Consider the following 16,635-nt stretch of genomic DNA (forward strand, 5'->3'; position numbering starts at 1 on the left):
TTATTATTATTGTTATTAACCACGTAACATATGAAATACTTGCTCTACGTCTTTATCGCCGCGTCCCGATAAATTAATGATCAGGATATCTTCTTTGGATAATGTCGGTGCCAGCTTACATACATGAGCTACCGCATGAGCACTTTCCAAGGCAGGAATAATTCCTTCTGTCTTACATAACAATTGGAACGCTTCTAGCACCTCATCATTTGTAACGGTTACGTACTCAGCTCGACCTGACTCCTTCAAGTAACTATGTTCTGGTCCAACTCCTGGATAATCTAAACCTGCCGCAATCGAGTAGGTTGGTCGAGGATTTCCTTCTTCATCAAGTAGCACCAGACACTTAAATCCGTGAAGAACAGCAGGTACTCCCTCGTTCATGGTAGCAGCCTGATCAGGCTCTACACCAATCAATCGAACCTCTGCATCCTCCAAATAGTGGGCAAATGCTCCAATGGCATTACTTCCACCGCCTGTACATGCAATCACAGCGGTTGGCAACTTCCCTTCTTTGGATAAAATTTGACGACGTGACTCCTCACTAATGATCGCTTGAAAATATTTTACCATAGTAGGATAAGGGTGCGGTCCAACAGCAGAGCCTAACAGATAAAAGGTGTTTAGATAATTTGCTACCAAATCAGCCAGTGCTTCGTCTACTGCGTCTTTTAGGCGTCCTTGTCCTTTGGCGACAGAAATGACCTTTGCACCAAGCAATTCCATTCGGAACACATTTAGCGCTTGTCGCTTAATATCCTCTGCACCCATGTATATTACACAATCCATGTCAAACATGGCGCATGCCGTCGCTGTCGCTACACCATGTTGTCCGGCACCAGTTTCAGCAATAATTCGTTTGGCACCCATCCGTTTTGCCAATAGAATTTGGCCAAGTGCGTTATTGATCTTATGAGCACCTGTATGGTTAAGATCTTCGCGCTTCAGATATATTTTAGCTCCACCTAGTTTGTCCGTAAGGTTCTTTGCAAAAGTCAGCGGATTTTCACGTCCAATATATTCACGTAAATAATACCGCAGTTCTTCCTGAAACTCTGGGTCCTGTTTATACTGTTCAAATTGTTCTGCTAAGTAGGTTAATACCTCCTGTAATTCTTCCGGTACAAAACTACCGCCAAATTGACCAAAATAACCTGTTGTTTCAACTGCTTTACTCATCTAATATTCCTCCTCAACTGTACTCTTCTCATCTCTATGAAATGGAACCTTCTATAGAACCATCTTGTTATTATTAATACATGAGGTTAGAAAGAAGTCAACTAAAGAATGAACTGTTATTTATAGACAAAATATCTTTCGCCTTGTTTCTCCGTAATGAAATAGCGTTCTGGCTCACGTACATACTTCTTTAGTTCCTCAAAAGCTGCGTCATCATTTAGTTCTTCTGGTATAAGAAAACCTTTAAAAGCTATCTTGTCTACTACAGCGCGGAAGTCATATGTAAATTCTTCTGAACCCACGTAATACATGGCAATTTTGCCGTTCCATTTTATTAAAAAATGATCCTCATCAGTTTTTGTGAAATGAATGTGGTGATCCGCAACTGCATCGTGCCCTAGTAAATAAATATGAAATGCTGGCTCCTCAAAGTCATATGTATCCAAAGGATCAACGTGCAGAGTCAGATTATCAAATGAGCCGAAATCAAATGGATTCTGTTCAGAGCCAACAATAAAGCCGTTATTTCCCCAATAGGTAGAGGACATGGTGCAACTATGGTAGTTGTTCCAAACAATCTTTGCCTCCCAATCGCTTCCATCGTCCTCATCTTCATCCTCGTTATCGTCATCATTGTCGTCTGGATCATTTGCATAATAATCCTCACTCGCCAAGTGAAGGTCAAACCAGACTCCACCATTAGGCTCTAGTCGTCCACTCCACTCGAACTCATTAATCTTATGCCCTTCTGGCCACGGGTTTCCTTCAAAGATAATTCGATTGTACACACGTTTCACTCCTTATCAATCATGTACGAGCATTGCTATGTCTTCGAGGTTACTACAGTCTGATACAGTGAAATAATGTTTCAGTTTTTATTGGCAATTCGCTCCACGAGTGATGGCAGCCATTCCTGTATGGATGTAAACAAAAACCCTGTTTCCCTAGCCTTTTCTGTACTCATGTACCAGGATTGCGTGATACCAAAAGGAGACGAGTGTTCTGCTGAAGCCTCATTTACGATGATCGCCTTTTTCCCCGTCTTCTCTTCAATCATGCTAAGTAGATCGTGTAGCTTGATATCCCCGAGCGATGCAGCATTATACGGCCCTACTAGTTGCTCTTCTGCTGCCCAGAGCAGAAAGCGCGCAGCCTCATCAGAAGGAATAAAACTGATTGTGGCTCCTGTATTAGGCATTCCGATAGGTTGTTGATTCGCAACGTGCTCGATATGAAAATGTAAGCGTTTGGTATAATCATCGTCACCAAGCACGATTGGAAAGCGAACAGCCACTACTGGAAAATCCGCCTTTTGGAAAAAAACAGCTTCTGCTTGTCTCTTCCCTTCTTGATAGGTAACCTGCTCTCTTCCTTCGTAGCGAATCGGGTACGTATACGGATCAAACATTTCTTCTACTAATCGTTCCTCGCTTGAATCATAGACCGACAAGGTAGAAGTAAAGACATAATGACTCACTTTTCCCGCAAATACCTGGCAGGAAATTCTGGCATCTTCTGAGCTATAACAAATCTGATCAAAGATAACATCAACCTGAAAATCTTGAAAAGCCTGTTGCATTGCAGATTCATCCGTACGATCTACAATGATTCTCCTTACTTGCTCTCCAAAAGGATCATTGGTTTTGCCTCTATTCGCTATCGTCACGCCTACGCCTTTATCCAGTAGTTCCTGAACCAGTCTCTTCCCAAAAAAACGAGTACCCCCTAAGATTAGCGCTGTTCGCACACTATCCCTCCTTTATTTGCAAAGCCATAGCTTTGAAACCACATTCCGCTCTCACTTACTGAAAGCTGAAGCGCTTCACGCACATATGGGATGATAGTAGATGGCAGGTTATCTAGTGGATACCACGCTAACTCATCACATTTATGCGGCTCACAATTAACAATCTCTCCAATCCAGTCAGTAGCCACGACAAAAAAGTCAATTCGTTCTTCTCCAGATTTACGATGCATGACACCTACAATCCGTGTATGCTGAGGGACTAATTCCACTCCTGCTTCCTCTCGTGTCTCACGAAAGGCCGCCTGCATCACTTCTTCGTCCCCATCCAAATGCCCTGCTACCACACTGTAATTCCCGTCCTCATAACCTGTTTGAAATCGTCGTAACAGTAGTACCTCCTGCTCTCGTAGCAAAAACATATGTACCGTAACAGATGCAGTAAATCGTTCTTTTTTCATATTTTTTCTCCCCTGAGAAGATTTCTTTTATCAGCTTTCTATCAACTTTCTCTTTTGTGATTATATCACTCCATTGCATCTATCGGCAGAATACTGTCGGTAATATCAAAAAATTCAATATATATCATACTTGTTGTTCCACTATCCTTGCTAGTATTTTTAAGGATTGCCTTGATCCTGCTTTCGTGGAGAAAACCAGCTTCTCTTTTCACATTTCGCTAAAAGTCTTCGCCCCGCAAGGGGATAAACTGTCCGCTCCGCACTATTCACCTGGGAAGCTCAAAACGATGTTTTCACTGTAAGACTTGCTGGGTCTCGCTTCTTATTCCCGGTGAAAAGTGCTCCGCTGGGTCGGGCTTCGCCAAGTCGCCCAGTGTGAAAAGAGAATCTGGTTTTTCATGTTGTTGGATTTGTTAGTGTTTTTCCACCGCAACCGTAAGCAGAAGAAGCACATTTTTTGTCTAGAACTATTTAAGGTCCTACTTAGCTACTAGGTAAAGAGTGCGGATTAAAAAGTGCAACCTGTGAGATACTGCGTAGCATTCTCCTCCTTTTGCACTTTCCGCACTTTTTGCCCAGTAGCGGACAGTCATAGCTCCCTTGCGGGACCTTAACGAGTTCGTAGACAAAAAATGTGCTTCTTCTGCCAGTCCACTTCTAGTCATTTAAAGTACAAAAACTGGCAAACGGAACGCGTCCATTTGCCAGTTTAGTAGGTTTTAGTTATGATAGTGCCGCCATTGCTTTATAGCTTGCCTCAATGGTACGTTCAATATCTTCTTCTGAATGTGCAGTAGAGATGAACATGCCCTCAAACTGTGAAGGAGGGATCATGACACCTTCTTGCAATAGGTTATGGAAATAACGAGAGAAGAGATCTTGGTCGGATGTCTTCGCAGTCTCGTAATTAGTGACTGGTGTATCTGTAAAGAATAAACAAACCATTGAACCTACTCGGTTAATCGTATGCGGCAGGCCACATTTCTTTGCATTTTCTAATAGACCTTCCGCTAATCGTGAAGATAATTTATCTAGACGCTCGTAGACGCCTTCTTTACCTAATTCATTAAGCGTTGTAATACCTGCTGCCATAGCAAGTGGATTACCCGACAAGGTACCAGCTTGATAAACATTACCTGCTGGTGCTACATGATTCATGATTTCACGCTTCCCACCATATGCACCTACTGGAAGGCCACCGCCAATGACTTTACCCATTGTAGTCAGATCAGGAGTAATCCCATACAGGTCCTGCGCGCCACCACGAGCTACACGGAATCCAGTCATTACTTCATCAAAAATAAGTAATGTTCCATGTTCCTCCGTAATGCTACGCAATCCTTCCAAGAATCCTGGTTGCGGTGGAACAACACCCATATTACCACCTACAGGCTCAACAATTACTGCCGCTAATTCAGACCCATATTTTTCAAAAGCGATACGTACGCTATCCAGATCATTGTACGGTACATTAATGGTATTAACAGCGATTGATTCAGGTACACCCGGACTATCTGGCAATCCCAGTGTTGCTACACCGGAACCAGCTTTGATTAGTAAGCTGTCTGCATGACCATGATAACAACCTTCGAATTTCATGATTTTGTCTCGCTTGGTATATCCGCGAGCTAGGCGCAAAGCACTCATTGTCGCCTCTGTTCCTGAGTTCACCATTCGAACTACTTCAACAGAAGGTACGATATCACAAACCAGCTTAGCCATCGTTGTCTCTCGTTCTGTAGGAGCACCGAAGCTAGTACCAAGAATAGCAGTCTCTTGAATCGATTGAATCACTTTAGGATGGGCATGTCCCAGAATTAGAGGACCCCATGATCCAATATAGTCAATATAAGAATTACCATCTACATCAGTAATACGGGAGCCTTCCCCTTTAATCATGTAAACAGGATTACCTCCAACACTATTAAAAGCACGTACAGGAGAATTAACTCCACCAGGTATGTATTCAACTGCTTCAGTAAAAAGTTTTTTAGATGTATCAAAAATACGCATCTTTTCTGCTCACCTCGTTGGTCCGCTTATTTGTTCTTATTGTACCATGTTTTTCATAAGACTAGCCTATTGGAATTGTCTCTCCCTGAAAATAAGAAGGATTTAGTGACAAAGTGAGAAATAGTTGTAGAAGAAGAAAACTTGTACCAATCGAGAGAAAATATATCGGAGGGATTTTGTTTTGATTATTTGGATTAACGGGGCTTTCGGTTCCGGGAAAACTCAAACTGCCTACGAGTTACATCGCAGGCTTGAACATTCATTTGTATTTGATCCAGAGAAGACAGGGTACTTTATTAGAAAAAATCTCCCTGCAAGTAGCAAAGTAGAAGATTTTCAAGACTATCCTCTCTGGCGTAATTTTACTGGTAGCATGTTACAGTATATGTCGTCAACTTTTGACGGGATCATCATTGTTCCCATGACCATAACTAATCCTATCTATTATCAGGAAATCATAGAGCAACTGGATAATGTGAGGGTTAATCATTATATCATATATGCTTCGAAAACTGAACTACTGCGCAGGTTACAATCAAGAGGAACCAGTAAAACTTCATGGGCAGCACAGCAAATTGATCGTTGTCTGGCTGCTTTTGACCAAGAAATTACTGAGACTATCATTCATAATGATGATAAATCTATCTCCTGGACGGTGGAGGAAATCGCGAGACAAAGTGGACTCACCCTCTTACCAGATACGAGATCTGCGTGGAAAAAATCAATGGATAGATTACTTGTAAAAATAAAACATAGGTAAGCCTGAATGATTTTACCGATGCATCGTTTCCTAAACAAAAAACTTGGTTGAACTAGAGGACTAGAACAACCAAGTTTTTTTACTATATGTTATCTATTTGTCTAGACCCAATTTCTCGATCATCTCATTTTCCCAGTCATAAATCTCAGGTGTGAAGTAGGAAACGCGTGTCTTCTTGTACTCCTTCGTAGAGTAGAGAGTGATGCGCTCCTTGATACCAGTCTCATCCTCAATTGCTTGTAAGATAGACTCGCACTCTTCCATATCACGTCCATGTACCATCGTGAAGATATTATATTTCCAGTCAGGATATATTGGACGCAGGTAGCAGTGACTAACTGCACGGAATGAACCCATTTTTAGACCCATTTCATTTGCTTCTTCCACAGGCACGCTCCATACACCCATACCATTTGCTCTGAAACCAGCTTTGCGATGGTTCAGTACCGCAGAGAATCGGCGCATTTGTCCACGTTCTTCCAATACTTTTGCATGGTCTAAGAGCTCTTCTGTTGTCAAACCGCAATTGGTTGCCCACTCGTCAAATGGACGGGATACGATTGGCAAATCTTTTTGAAGTTCAATGATTACTTTAATATCTTCATCAGTGATACCTTTATCAACCGCTGCCTGGCGCATCTCCTCTGTGTAGGTTGGAGCTGACTTACTGTTTGCTTCTGACTCTTTTTTTACATCAAGTTGAACGCCAATTTTGAACAGCTTCAGCGTTGGCAGAATACGAATGGACTCTACTCCAGCCATCTCGCCTAAAATCCCAACTGATTTTTCCAAGCCTAGACGGCTGTTAGGAGGTACAGCGATCGTAAACCATAAGTTAAAATCATGGTTACGTTTGTAGTTGTGAGTGATACCTGGATGTGTATTAAACACTTTTACTGCCATTTGATCCAGTTTATCTGGAGCAATACGTGCAGCTACCAGACTGGATTTGTATCCAAGTGCTTTTGTATCAAAAATAGCGGAGATCTGACGGATAGAATCACCCTTCATCTTAGCTAGACGAGTCAATACCTCTTCCTCTGTCGTGCCAACCTGTTCAGCAATTACCTTAAACGGTTCAGGTACGAGCGGTATAGCCTTCTGGATAACGTCCAACAGTTCTTTATCTAAAGCATCCAATAAATCGACGGACATATTACAGACCTCCTTGTAGCCATTTTGCTATATCTTTCGCGTGGTACGTAATAATCATATCGGCACCAGCACGTTTAAAACCAACCATTGTTTCCATAACAACACCACGCTCATCAATCCAGCCATTCGCTGCTGCTGCCTTCACCATGGAGTATTCACCGCTCACATTATAGACAACGATTGGTAGATCAAAGCTTTCACGCAGACGAAGAACCATATCCATGTAAGCAAGACCTGGCTTCACCATTAAAAAGTCTGCACCCTCCGCTACATCAGAAGCCGCTTCACGCAAGCCTTCTCGAGCATTGGACGGGTCCATTTGATACGTCTTTCGATCTCCAGATTGTGGAGTAGAATGAGCAGCCTCACGGAATGGACCATAGTACGTAGAAGCATATTTAACTGCATAGGACATGATTGGTACGTTAATAAAACCTGCTTCATCAAGCGCTTGGCGGATTCCAGCTACGAATCCATCCATCATGTTGGATGGCGCAATGATATCAGCGCCAGCTTTTGCTTGAGAAACAGCTGTTTTACCCAGTAGGGTTAGTGACTCATCGTTTAATAGCTCTCCACTCTCATGTAGGACACCACAATGTCCATGATCGGTAAACTGACACAAACAGTTATCCGCAATGACTACAAGCTGTGGATGACTTTCCTTGATGAAGCGAATGGCTTGTTGTACAATCCCATTCTCCGCATATGCCTGGGAGCCGCAATGATCTTTTTCATTAGGAACACCGAAAATGAGAACAGAGCGAATGCCCAGTTGTACCACTTCATCTAGTTCTTCACCTAGTTTGTCCAGAGAAAAATGATAAACGCCTGGCATGGAAGGAATCTCATCTTTATGATTCTCCCCTTCCACCACAAACAATGGATAAATCAAGTCTTCCACGCGTACATGATGTTCGCGTACAAGATCGCGAATCGCAGCGCTTTGGCGCAGGCGACGATGACGATCATAATGTAGCATCTGCTTACCTCTCCTTTATCACATGAATCTCAAAAACTTATCTTCTATTTTTGTGTTAGCACATCTAGTAGGCCAGTAATGGAAAATTCGCTGGCTGTTACATCCACGTGAAGACCTAGGTCAGTAGCTGTTTGTGCTGTAATAGGTCCGATGCATGCAATCGTTACACCCTCTAATAGCTTTTTCAGGTCGTATTCTTTTAGAGCATCCACAAAATTCTTCACCGTGGATGAACTTGTAAATGTAACAACATGAATAGCTTTCTCTTCGAAAAGTGCTACAGCCTGCGCTGCATTTTGTGCATCTACTACTGTATCATAGGTATCTGCTTCCGTCACATCCAGTCCCATTTCGCGGAGTTGCCTTGGCAATGTTTTGCGAGCGATATCTGCTCGTGGCAACAATACCTTTTGTCCGGGATGAAGCAGATCTTGTACCGATTCTAGTAACCCTTCTGCATGGAATTCCTTGGCAACGACCTCTACGGTTAAGCCCTTCTCTTCCAACAGCTCTGCCGTTTTTGGTCCGACAACCGCAATTTTACCTGTTAACGTACGGATATCGATTTTTAACTCTCGTAACCGCTTGAAGAAGAAACCAACACCATTTGGGCTGGTAAACATAACCCAATCAAATGTTGATAGACTTGAAAGTGCGTCATCAAGCTGTGGAAGTCCTTTTGGTTCCACCATTTTAATAAGTGGGAATTCAAAAGCTTCTCCACCTAATTCATTAATTTTCTCAGAAAGTTCACTGGATTGGCTTCTTGCACGAGTAACCAGCACACGTTTGCCGAATAGCGGTTTTTTCTCAAACCATTGCAGTTTTTTCCGTAACTCTACCACTTCACCTACGACAATGATAGCTGGATTGGTAAGTCCTGCTTGTTCACGTTTCTCTACGATATCACCAAGCGTACCAACTAACGTCTCCTGGTCCACCATGGTTCCCCAGCGAATCAAAGCGACTGGTGTGTCTTTCGATCGACCATATTTAATCAGTTGCTCTGTGATAAATGGAAGATTGCCTACACCCATGTAAAAGATAATCGTACCAACTGCGGTAGCAAGGTTCTCCCAATTAATACTTGATTCGGTTTTTTCTGGGCGTTCATGACCAGTTACGATTGCGAGTGATGAATTGAAGTCACGATGGGTTACCGGAATACCTGCATAAGCTGGTGCAGCAATTCCTGAAGTGATACCTGGAACAATTTCGAAGGAGATATCATGCTTCACCAATTCTTCTGCTTCTTCTCCAACACGTCCAAAAATGGATGGGTCTCCACCTTTCAGTCGAGTAACCACTTTACCTTCCAGCGCCTTGTCTACCAATACCTGATTAATCTCTTCTTGTGTCAATGTATGACGATCAGGTAATTTACCGCAATAAATTAGTTCTACATCTGGTTTTGCATAAGCCAGTAGACGAGGACTAGCCAAACGATCATACACAATGCAATCTGCTTTTTGAATCGTTTCCAGACCACGAACAGTAATCAGCTTGGGATCTCCTGGACCTGCTCCTACTAAATATACATATCCCTTGTTCATTACATGTTCTCCTCCAGTACCTTGGCTAGCAATTCCTTTGCTCCTTGTGCCAGCATATCTTCTGCCATTTTTTCTCCCAAGGCAACAGGATCTGTGCCTGTAAGAGTCATTTTGTGCATCTCTTTTCCGTCTGGAGAACCAACCATTCCCGTCATGGTAATAGTAGCATCTGTGCTTTCTTCATCAGAGAGAACCACAGCGTAGGCCCCAATCGGCACCTGACAGGAACCCTCCATTTTTGATAGGAAGGTACGCTCTGCTTCCACGGCAAGACGTGTGGCAACATCATCAATCTCAGCTAATAAAGCAAGCGTCTCTGTATCATCAGCACGACATTCGATAGCAAGTGCCCCTTGACCCACAGCAGGTAAGCTTACAGCAGGATCAAGAACCTGTGTAATGGTGCCCTTCCAATCAACTCGTTTTAATCCTGCTGCTGCTAGAACAATTGCATCATAATCCTCTTCTTCCAGCTTACGGATACGTGTATCAATATTTCCGCGAATCGGCTTAATAGTCAAATCTGGACGATAATGCAAGATTTGTGATGCCCGACGAAGACTACTTGTACCAACTACTGCACCTTTTGGCAACTCATCCAAGGTTTTTCCGTCTTTAGAAATTAGCACATCACGGGGGTCAACCCGCTTTGGAATTGCACCAATCGTCAGTCCTTCTGGCAATATCGCAGGCATATCCTTCATACTATGTACTGCCATGTCTGTTTCTTTATCAAGAAGAGATTGCTCAATCTCTTTTACAAATAACCCTTTACCACCAACTTTTGATAAGGTGACGTCAAGAATACGATCACCTTTTGTAACCATTTCTTCAATAGAAAAGTCAGCTTTCGGTTCTACTTCTGACAGACATTTAATGACCCACTTTGTTTGAGTCATCGCTAGCATACTTTTACGAGATCCAACTTTCCACTTCTTCATGTCTGCCTCCCTAAACCTGCTTGGTATCTTTTGCTAGTTTTATGAGTTCGATTGCCATCTGCTCCCGCTCTTCTGGCGGTGCATAAATAAATCGCTCATCTAGCAATTCTTTAAAAATATATTTACGTACTGATGCTTGTGTAATCTCTTTCATCACATTCATGCGCATCTCTGCTAAAAAATCAACGTAGCTTTCATACTCTACACCAAAATCGTTCTCCAGCTTTTTGCGAATCTTACTCGCTAATCCTGGGCTTGCTCCTGATGTAGAAACAGCCATCACTAATTTTCCACGTCTTACAATGGATGGCACAATATAATTACATAAATCAGGGCGATCTACAATGTTCACCCAGAGCTGATGCTCTTTCGCTTTTTCGTATACGGCATGATTCACCCTTCGCAGATTCGTTGCCGCTATGATAAGTGTATAACCACTCACTTCTTGATCAGAAAACATTTCCTTTTTCCAGGTAAGTCGATTCGTAACTCCCCAATTTTCAATGGTAGCCGTCACTTCAGGTGAAATAACGGTAATGACTGCGCCTGATTCTAGTAATGAAGCAATTTTACGTTCAGCAACCCCTCCACCGCCTACGACAAGGCAGGGCCGACCGTCTAAATTAACCATCATGGGAAAGTGCGGTTTCATGAGCTCCCTCCTCTCCTACGACCATCGATGAAATTGTGAGTACGGATCAATCAACAGGAAGTTGAGCAATAGGCAGATAAAAGCAAAGATATTCACCCACGCTACAACCTTACCCATCCATTGGTTCCGAAATCTTTGAAACAACAAGGTCATATATAAAAGAAGGACCCAAATTGACATCCACACCTTTGCATCTGTCAAAAACTGTTGGCCGAATATGAGCTGAGCCCAAATACTACCCAATATGACTGATAACAAAAGAAGTGGAACACCAAAGATATGTAACCGATAAGAAAACGCATCCATTTTCTCTAAACTGGGCAACCGTTGAAACAGAGGAGTAAATCGTTTTTGCTTCAACATTTTAAGACTTAACAAGTACATACCTGAGAATATCATGGAAACAGCAAGCAAAGCATAGCTGATAATCGCTATCGATACATGTATAAAAATAAATTCAGAGTTTACACCATTTGTGTGCGGTGCCGTTGGCTCTGAAAAAAACATGGATAAGACAAAGACGCCAAATCCAATTACATTCGTAAAAAAGATCAGAAATTCAATACGTGTGAATAAATAAATGAGAAGTGAGATCGTAACTAATATCCAAGAATAGAAAAATAGTATTTCAAAGTAGGTAATGATTGGAATATGCTCTTTCATGATCATTTGGTAAACGAAATAAGCGGTTTGCAATATCCAAACCGTACTCAATAATACTGTTGCGATTTGTTTCATCCTGCGGTTGCTATGCAAAAAATCGTTAAAGTAACAGAGCACGCTTGCCGCATAGAGAAAGATGGTCAAGTCATAGACCCACCTTAGATCTGCCATACATTCTCACCTTTTCCGACAATAAAAATACTACTTATTATACGGGCAAGCAACAAAGAAGAAGGCAGTCCCTCTTCTTTGCTACATATAAACTTCAAGTCCTGCTTCCATATCCGCTATAATTAACTCCACTACGGGAGAACCTGTTCTTTTCCTAGGACTATTTGTGAGAAGTTTTCTTTAGTATCGTTGCTCTCTGGTTGAGATGACAGTTACATTTTCTCGAGCAAGCGCCTCTTTTTTCTGTTTTTCCCATAATGCTTCCTGTTTTTTACGCTCAAGCATCTCATCTAAGGCAAAAATGGTAGAGAAGATATCAAGAACCTCGTCTCCCTTTTTCTGCACTGTCAATTCTTTTAATTGTACGATCGGATCGTGTAGTAACTGACTGATAATACCACGTGAGTGTTTACGAATAATGTGAAGTTCCTTTTCACTTAAATGTGGAAGTTTATTCTCGATTTTACGCATTGCTTCTCCATGTATGGAAAATGCCTTATCACGCAATGCAGCAATTAAGGGAACAACACCTAGTGTCTGCTTCCAATTAATGAATTCTTCTTTCTCTTCCTCAATCATGACGGTAATGCGCTCTGCTTCCTTGGAGCGTTCAGCCAGATTGCTCTCTACAATCCCTTCCAGATCATCGATATCATACAAAAATACATTTTCGAGGTCATGAATACCAGGGTCAAGATCACGAGGTACCGCAATATCAATCATAAATAATGGTTTATGAGGACGCTGCTTCATTATCGGTTTCAACTGATCTTTACTCAGAATAAAACCATCTGCTCCTGTAGAACTGATTACTATATCAGCCTTCAAGAGCTTCTGTGGTAGCTCCTCCATCGTACAGGCTACTCCATTAAATTGATCAGCCAGTACTCTGGCACGTTCTAGTGTGCGATTGGCAACCGTTACATGAGCAACACCGTTAGCGTGCAAATGTTTTGCGGTGAGTAAACTCATTTTTCCTGCGCCCAGAATAAGAACATGCTTATCTGCAAAGGAACCAAAGATCTTTTTACCAAGTTCAATAGCAGCATAACTGATGGAGACAGCATTTTGACTCACATTCGTTTCGGTATGTGCTCTTTTTGCCAAAGTGACAGCCTGTTTGAACAACGTATTAAAAATAGTTCCTGTCGTTTCATGCTGTTGTGCTAGTAGGAAAGAATTGCGAATCTGTCCGATAATCTGAGTTTCACCCATCACCATAGAATCAAGCCCACAGGTGACGTTGAATAAATGGTCAACCGCTTCCTCATTTTCCTTTATATAGAAATAGTCGAACAATGATTCTTTCTCTACTCCAAACCATTCTGCAAGAAAATTCCGTGTATAGAATCGACCTGTATGCAACTGGTCGCAAACGACATAAATTTCTGTGCGGTTACAAGTTCCTACAATAATGCATTCAAGAACACTTTTCGTCTGCGAGAGGAGATGAAGAGCCCTCGGTGTGCTGTCGTCATTAAACGTGAACTTTTCACGAATCTCGACAGGTGCAGTTTTATAGTTGAGGCCAATCAACAATATTTCCATAGCCTTCCTCCCGTGTCATTCTAATACGGTTTTTTAGCATCTTAATTATATCATTATGTCCAGTAGCAAGTGGTTTAAAATGTGAAAATTCTATTAAGAATATGCAAAACACCTTGTAAATTCTTTCACAACGTGTTCTACAATATTCTACTCTATTTTCAAGCAATACGGTACACTTCAAAAACTTTGCATAAGAAAAAGGATAAAATATCGAATAATCATCGGTTCTATTCAAATTGAATCGAAAGTCCTTATTCCTTTTCAATCTCCCCACTTCTCGCATCCACACCCTTACTCTGTGGTTACACCCTACGAACTAATAATTTTCGCTACTTTTTCAGAATAATCAAATTCACGTCTTTAATCAGGCAAAATAATTTCATATAATATGGATACGATTAATTTGAAGTGAGGTATCTCATGAAAAAAACTATGGTTGTTGATCTCATCCTACTCCTGATCGTCTTTATCTGGGGAGCCACATTCGTTGTCGTGCAAAATGCGATACAGATGCTGCCACCAAATCTCTTTAACAGTGTGCGCTTTTTCATTGCTACCCTATTTCTTGCCATCATTTATTTCATTCGTGACCGGCAAGCCCTGCAAAAGTTCACCGCTTCCCTTTTTTTATGTGGGGGCATTCTTGGCTTCGTGTTGTTCGTCAGTTATGCTACACAGACGGTTGGATTATTGTACACCACGCCGTCCAAAGCTGGTTTCATCACCGGATTGTCCGTAGTACTAGTCCCTCTGTTCGCTTTCCTTCTGCTGAAGCAACGGATCAGAATTACTGCCGTGCTTGGCGTAGGTCTAGCCGTTGTTGGACTTTACCTGTTGTCGATGAGCGGCTCGTTTGCGCTTTCGCTGGGTGATTTTCTGATCTTGATATGCGCTATTTGTTTCGCCATGCAGATTGTCTTGACCGGAAAATTCTCTCCTCGCTTTCCCACGTTGCCGCTGGTTATCGTGCAGTTGTTCACCGTTTCGCTGCTCAGCATGGTCTATGCCTTCCTGTTTGAAGATTGGAGCAGAATCGTTGATCCGAGCATCATCTTCCACAGTGAAGTAATCTGGGCCTTGTTTATCACAGCTATTCCAGGAACGGCGCTTGCTTTTCTCGCTCAGACCGCTTTTCAGAAGGAGACCTCTCCTACTCATATCGCTTTGATCTACGCCTTGGAGCCGGTTTTTGCTGCATTAACCTCCTACTTATGGATCAACGAAATTCTGACCGGTAAGCAGATGCTCGGCTGTGCGTTGATTCTGGGAGGTATGTTACTATCAGAACTTCCGTTTGCTGCCTGGCTAAAAAACAGGCGGATGTTATTTAAGCAGGACCGGAGAACAAATGTATAGCTACATCTATATGAAAAACCACCATTATCAATTCTGTATGGTGGTTTTTCATGTTCTCTTCCAGCCTTTTAAATTTCGCATCTCTGAAAAGACTACCTGGACGAGCATGCGCATCACATTGCCACTTACCTCGTATTGTGGTAATCGGTTCGTCTTACGAAGCCATCGTTTTACCTGTAGAAGATGAAAAATAGTAAATAATACCTTTCCTTTTCTACCTGCATCCACCAAGCGAGTTAACCACTTTCCTACTTGCGACCAATAAAAGTATTTTGTTAGCCAGCCCTTTATTTCCGTTGCCAAACGTTGATTTTCCATTTTGGTTAACAAGCGACACGCGGACACTTCCATCTCGGTAAAAGTTTTACTCAATAAACGCATGGCTAACTCCTGATCGCCATGAAAAAAGTGAAAGCGAAACTGGTGTAATTTCTCCATTAATCGTGGTGAATCTTGTTCACACAAAAAAGAGCGGCGTACGTGATCAGAAAACTGCATAAATGCTTGATAATCCTGCTTACCCACTACTTCTCTTACTGCCTCCTGGAAAGCCTGATCCGCTACATACTTTTCTGGTTTAGCTAGATAGTTGGAGATGGTAATAAGAGCAATCTTTGAGATTTCCGGTGACTCCATCACATTGGCAACATACCCTCTTGCTAACCTATGTAACTGTTTTCCACGATTTTGCAAAGGACCGATATGAAGCTCGGCGGTCATTGCCATATCATTCACTGGATAATTGTCCCAATAAAAAGGATAATGTCCAGTCTGATCATAAAAATACTGTGCGTCTTCTTCTAACAGATAGGGAGAGCAAACGAAGCGTCCTGTCCAGAATATGTCAATCTCCTCCGGTAACGCATTCCCCAATTCCCGCACATATATTTCATCTCCCAGCCCATTGTAGATGGTAGGACAGATGACAAGATGAATATTTTCATCGTAATAGCGTAGCTTATTCCATAAGGTAAGAATTGTATGTACCTGAGCATCAGAAAGCTTGCGGAACGTCTGTTGATCCGCCTTATGCATCAATCTTAGCGGGATGTCATCAAACTGAAGAGTAAAATGACGTACTCCAATATCAAGCATGCTCTTATATTTTCCCCAAAGCATGTGTTGATGCTCTTCATTACTATATTGCATGGTAAGACCAGGGCTAATGCCATAATAAAAGGCACACCCCTGCGAATGTGCCTCAGTTACCAGCTCCTTAAGGAGACGCATTTCCTTTGGAGGATGTAATTCCTGCCAGCGTTCATGCAACAGAGCTTCCGCCTTGGGTGCGTAGAAATATGAATTAAATCCATACCTGCTTGCAAAGCGAATCATTTCCAACCGATCTTCATGCGACCACGGGGTACCATAGTACCCTTCAATCAGACCCCGGCGTGTAAATGTCTGTGCACTCAAACGTTGTCCTCCTAAGCTGTTTGATCTTATCCAATTATAGA

At 42.2% G+C, this 16,635-nt stretch carries 15 protein-coding genes; 2 read left to right on the forward strand and 13 right to left on the reverse strand.

Annotation, left to right across the window (positions count from 1 at the left end; genetic code table 11):
• Window positions 1-15: 15 nt before the first annotated feature.
• The 5 genes from trpB to hemL form a co-directional block, all read right to left on the reverse strand.
• Window positions 16-1,179 carry a tryptophan synthase subunit beta gene (gene trpB, locus LM917_RS01500; RefSeq protein WP_232695623.1) on the reverse strand — a complete coding sequence of 388 codons (1,164 nt, stop codon included), beginning with the start codon at window positions 1,177-1,179 and terminating at the stop codon, window positions 16-18.
• A 116-nt stretch (window positions 1,180-1,295) separates the two neighbouring features.
• Window positions 1,296-1,967, reverse strand: coding sequence for a hypothetical protein (locus LM917_RS01505; RefSeq protein ID WP_232695624.1), 672 nt, complete (start codon window positions 1,965-1,967; stop codon window positions 1,296-1,298).
• A gap of 80 nt (window positions 1,968-2,047) precedes the next feature.
• Window positions 2,048-2,926 carry an NAD-dependent epimerase/dehydratase family protein gene (locus LM917_RS01510; protein ID WP_232695625.1) on the reverse strand — a complete coding sequence of 293 codons (879 nt, stop codon included), beginning with the start codon at window positions 2,924-2,926 and terminating at the stop codon, window positions 2,048-2,050.
• Complete coding sequence (locus tag LM917_RS01515) at window positions 2,911-3,384, reverse strand: NUDIX hydrolase (RefSeq protein ID WP_232695626.1); 474 nt, start codon at window positions 3,382-3,384, stop codon at window positions 2,911-2,913. Before LM917_RS01515 ends, LM917_RS01510 begins: the two co-directional genes overlap by 16 nt.
• 723 nt (window positions 3,385-4,107) lie before the next feature.
• Complete coding sequence (hemL, locus tag LM917_RS01520; protein WP_232695627.1) at window positions 4,108-5,397, reverse strand: glutamate-1-semialdehyde 2,1-aminomutase; 1,290 nt, start codon at window positions 5,395-5,397, stop codon at window positions 4,108-4,110.
• A 181-nt stretch (window positions 5,398-5,578) separates the two neighbouring features.
• On the opposite strand from hemL, the gene LM917_RS01525 reads away from it, so the two are divergent.
• Window positions 5,579-6,157, forward strand: a complete 579-nt coding sequence (locus tag LM917_RS01525; protein WP_232695628.1) for an AAA family ATPase — start codon at window positions 5,579-5,581, stop codon at window positions 6,155-6,157.
• A 93-nt stretch (window positions 6,158-6,250) separates the two neighbouring features.
• Here the strand turns inward: LM917_RS01525 and ahbA are convergent, their stop codons facing one another.
• The 7 genes from ahbA to hemA form a co-directional block, all read right to left on the reverse strand.
• Window positions 6,251-7,312 (reverse strand): siroheme decarboxylase subunit alpha, encoded by a 1,062-nt coding sequence (ahbA, locus tag LM917_RS01530; protein ID WP_232695629.1) that lies wholly within the window; start codon window positions 7,310-7,312, stop codon window positions 6,251-6,253.
• Window position 7,313: 1 nt separating this feature from the next.
• Window positions 7,314-8,294 (reverse strand): porphobilinogen synthase, encoded by a 981-nt coding sequence (hemB, locus tag LM917_RS01535; protein WP_232695630.1) that lies wholly within the window; start codon window positions 8,292-8,294, stop codon window positions 7,314-7,316.
• Between the two features lie 44 nt (window positions 8,295-8,338).
• Window positions 8,339-9,847: a uroporphyrinogen-III C-methyltransferase gene (gene cobA, locus LM917_RS01540; RefSeq protein WP_232695631.1), complete on the reverse strand. Its 1,509-nt coding sequence runs from the start codon at window positions 9,845-9,847 to the stop codon at window positions 8,339-8,341.
• Window positions 9,847-10,788, reverse strand: a complete 942-nt coding sequence (gene hemC, locus LM917_RS01545; RefSeq protein ID WP_232695632.1) for a hydroxymethylbilane synthase — start codon at window positions 10,786-10,788, stop codon at window positions 9,847-9,849. The genes cobA and hemC overlap by 1 nt, the downstream gene beginning before the upstream one ends.
• A 10-nt stretch (window positions 10,789-10,798) precedes the next feature.
• Window positions 10,799-11,440 carry a precorrin-2 dehydrogenase/sirohydrochlorin ferrochelatase family protein gene (locus LM917_RS01550; RefSeq protein WP_232695633.1) on the reverse strand — a complete coding sequence of 214 codons (642 nt, stop codon included), beginning with the start codon at window positions 11,438-11,440 and terminating at the stop codon, window positions 10,799-10,801.
• A 15-nt stretch (window positions 11,441-11,455) separates the two neighbouring features.
• Window positions 11,456-12,274, reverse strand: coding sequence for a cytochrome C assembly family protein (locus tag LM917_RS01555; RefSeq protein WP_232695634.1), 819 nt, complete (start codon window positions 12,272-12,274; stop codon window positions 11,456-11,458).
• Between the two features lie 180 nt (window positions 12,275-12,454).
• Window positions 12,455-13,822: a glutamyl-tRNA reductase gene (hemA, locus tag LM917_RS01560; protein ID WP_232695635.1), complete on the reverse strand. Its 1,368-nt coding sequence runs from the start codon at window positions 13,820-13,822 to the stop codon at window positions 12,455-12,457.
• Window positions 13,823-14,242: 420 nt separating this feature from the next.
• Here hemA and LM917_RS01565 point away from each other — a divergent pair, with 420 nt between their 5' ends.
• Entirely contained in the window at window positions 14,243-15,178 is a 936-nt protein-coding gene (locus LM917_RS01565) for a DMT family transporter (RefSeq protein ID WP_232695636.1), read from the forward strand.
• A 48-nt stretch (window positions 15,179-15,226) separates the two neighbouring features.
• Here the strand turns inward: LM917_RS01565 and LM917_RS01570 are convergent, their stop codons facing one another.
• On the reverse strand, window positions 15,227-16,594 hold the full coding sequence (locus LM917_RS01570; protein ID WP_232695637.1) for a protein O-GlcNAcase: 1,368 nt from the start codon (window positions 16,592-16,594) through the stop codon (window positions 15,227-15,229).
• Window positions 16,595-16,635 lie beyond the last annotated feature (41 nt).

It is taken from the genome of Brevibacillus daliensis, from assembly GCF_021245735.1.
Taxonomy (GTDB): domain Bacteria; phylum Bacillota; class Bacilli; order Brevibacillales; family Brevibacillaceae; genus Brevibacillus_B; species Brevibacillus_B daliensis.

Coding starts and splice junctions, on each gene's coding strand:
- LM917_RS01565 (WP_232695636.1), top strand. CDS start 14,243: ATGAAAAAAACTATGGTTGTTGATCTCATCCTACTCCTGATCGTCTTT.
- cobA (WP_232695631.1), bottom strand. CDS start 9,847: ATGAACAAGGGATATGTATATTTAGTAGGAGCAGGTCCAGGAGATCCC.
- LM917_RS01515 (WP_232695626.1), bottom strand. CDS start 3,384: ATGAAAAAAGAACGATTTACTGCATCTGTTACGGTACATATGTTTTTG.
- hemA (WP_232695635.1), bottom strand. CDS start 13,822: ATGGAAATATTGTTGATTGGCCTCAACTATAAAACTGCACCTGTCGAG.
- trpB (WP_232695623.1), bottom strand. CDS start 1,179: ATGAGTAAAGCAGTTGAAACAACAGGTTATTTTGGTCAATTTGGCGGT.
- LM917_RS01550 (WP_232695633.1), bottom strand. CDS start 11,440: ATGAAACCGCACTTTCCCATGATGGTTAATTTAGACGGTCGGCCCTGC.
- hemC (WP_232695632.1), bottom strand. CDS start 10,788: ATGAAGAAGTGGAAAGTTGGATCTCGTAAAAGTATGCTAGCGATGACT.
- hemB (WP_232695630.1), bottom strand. CDS start 8,294: ATGCTACATTATGATCGTCATCGTCGCCTGCGCCAAAGCGCTGCGATT.
- LM917_RS01555 (WP_232695634.1), bottom strand. CDS start 12,274: ATGGCAGATCTAAGGTGGGTCTATGACTTGACCATCTTTCTCTATGCG.
- hemL (WP_232695627.1), bottom strand. CDS start 5,397: ATGCGTATTTTTGATACATCTAAAAAACTTTTTACTGAAGCAGTTGAA.
- ahbA (WP_232695629.1), bottom strand. CDS start 7,312: ATGTCCGTCGATTTATTGGATGCTTTAGATAAAGAACTGTTGGACGTT.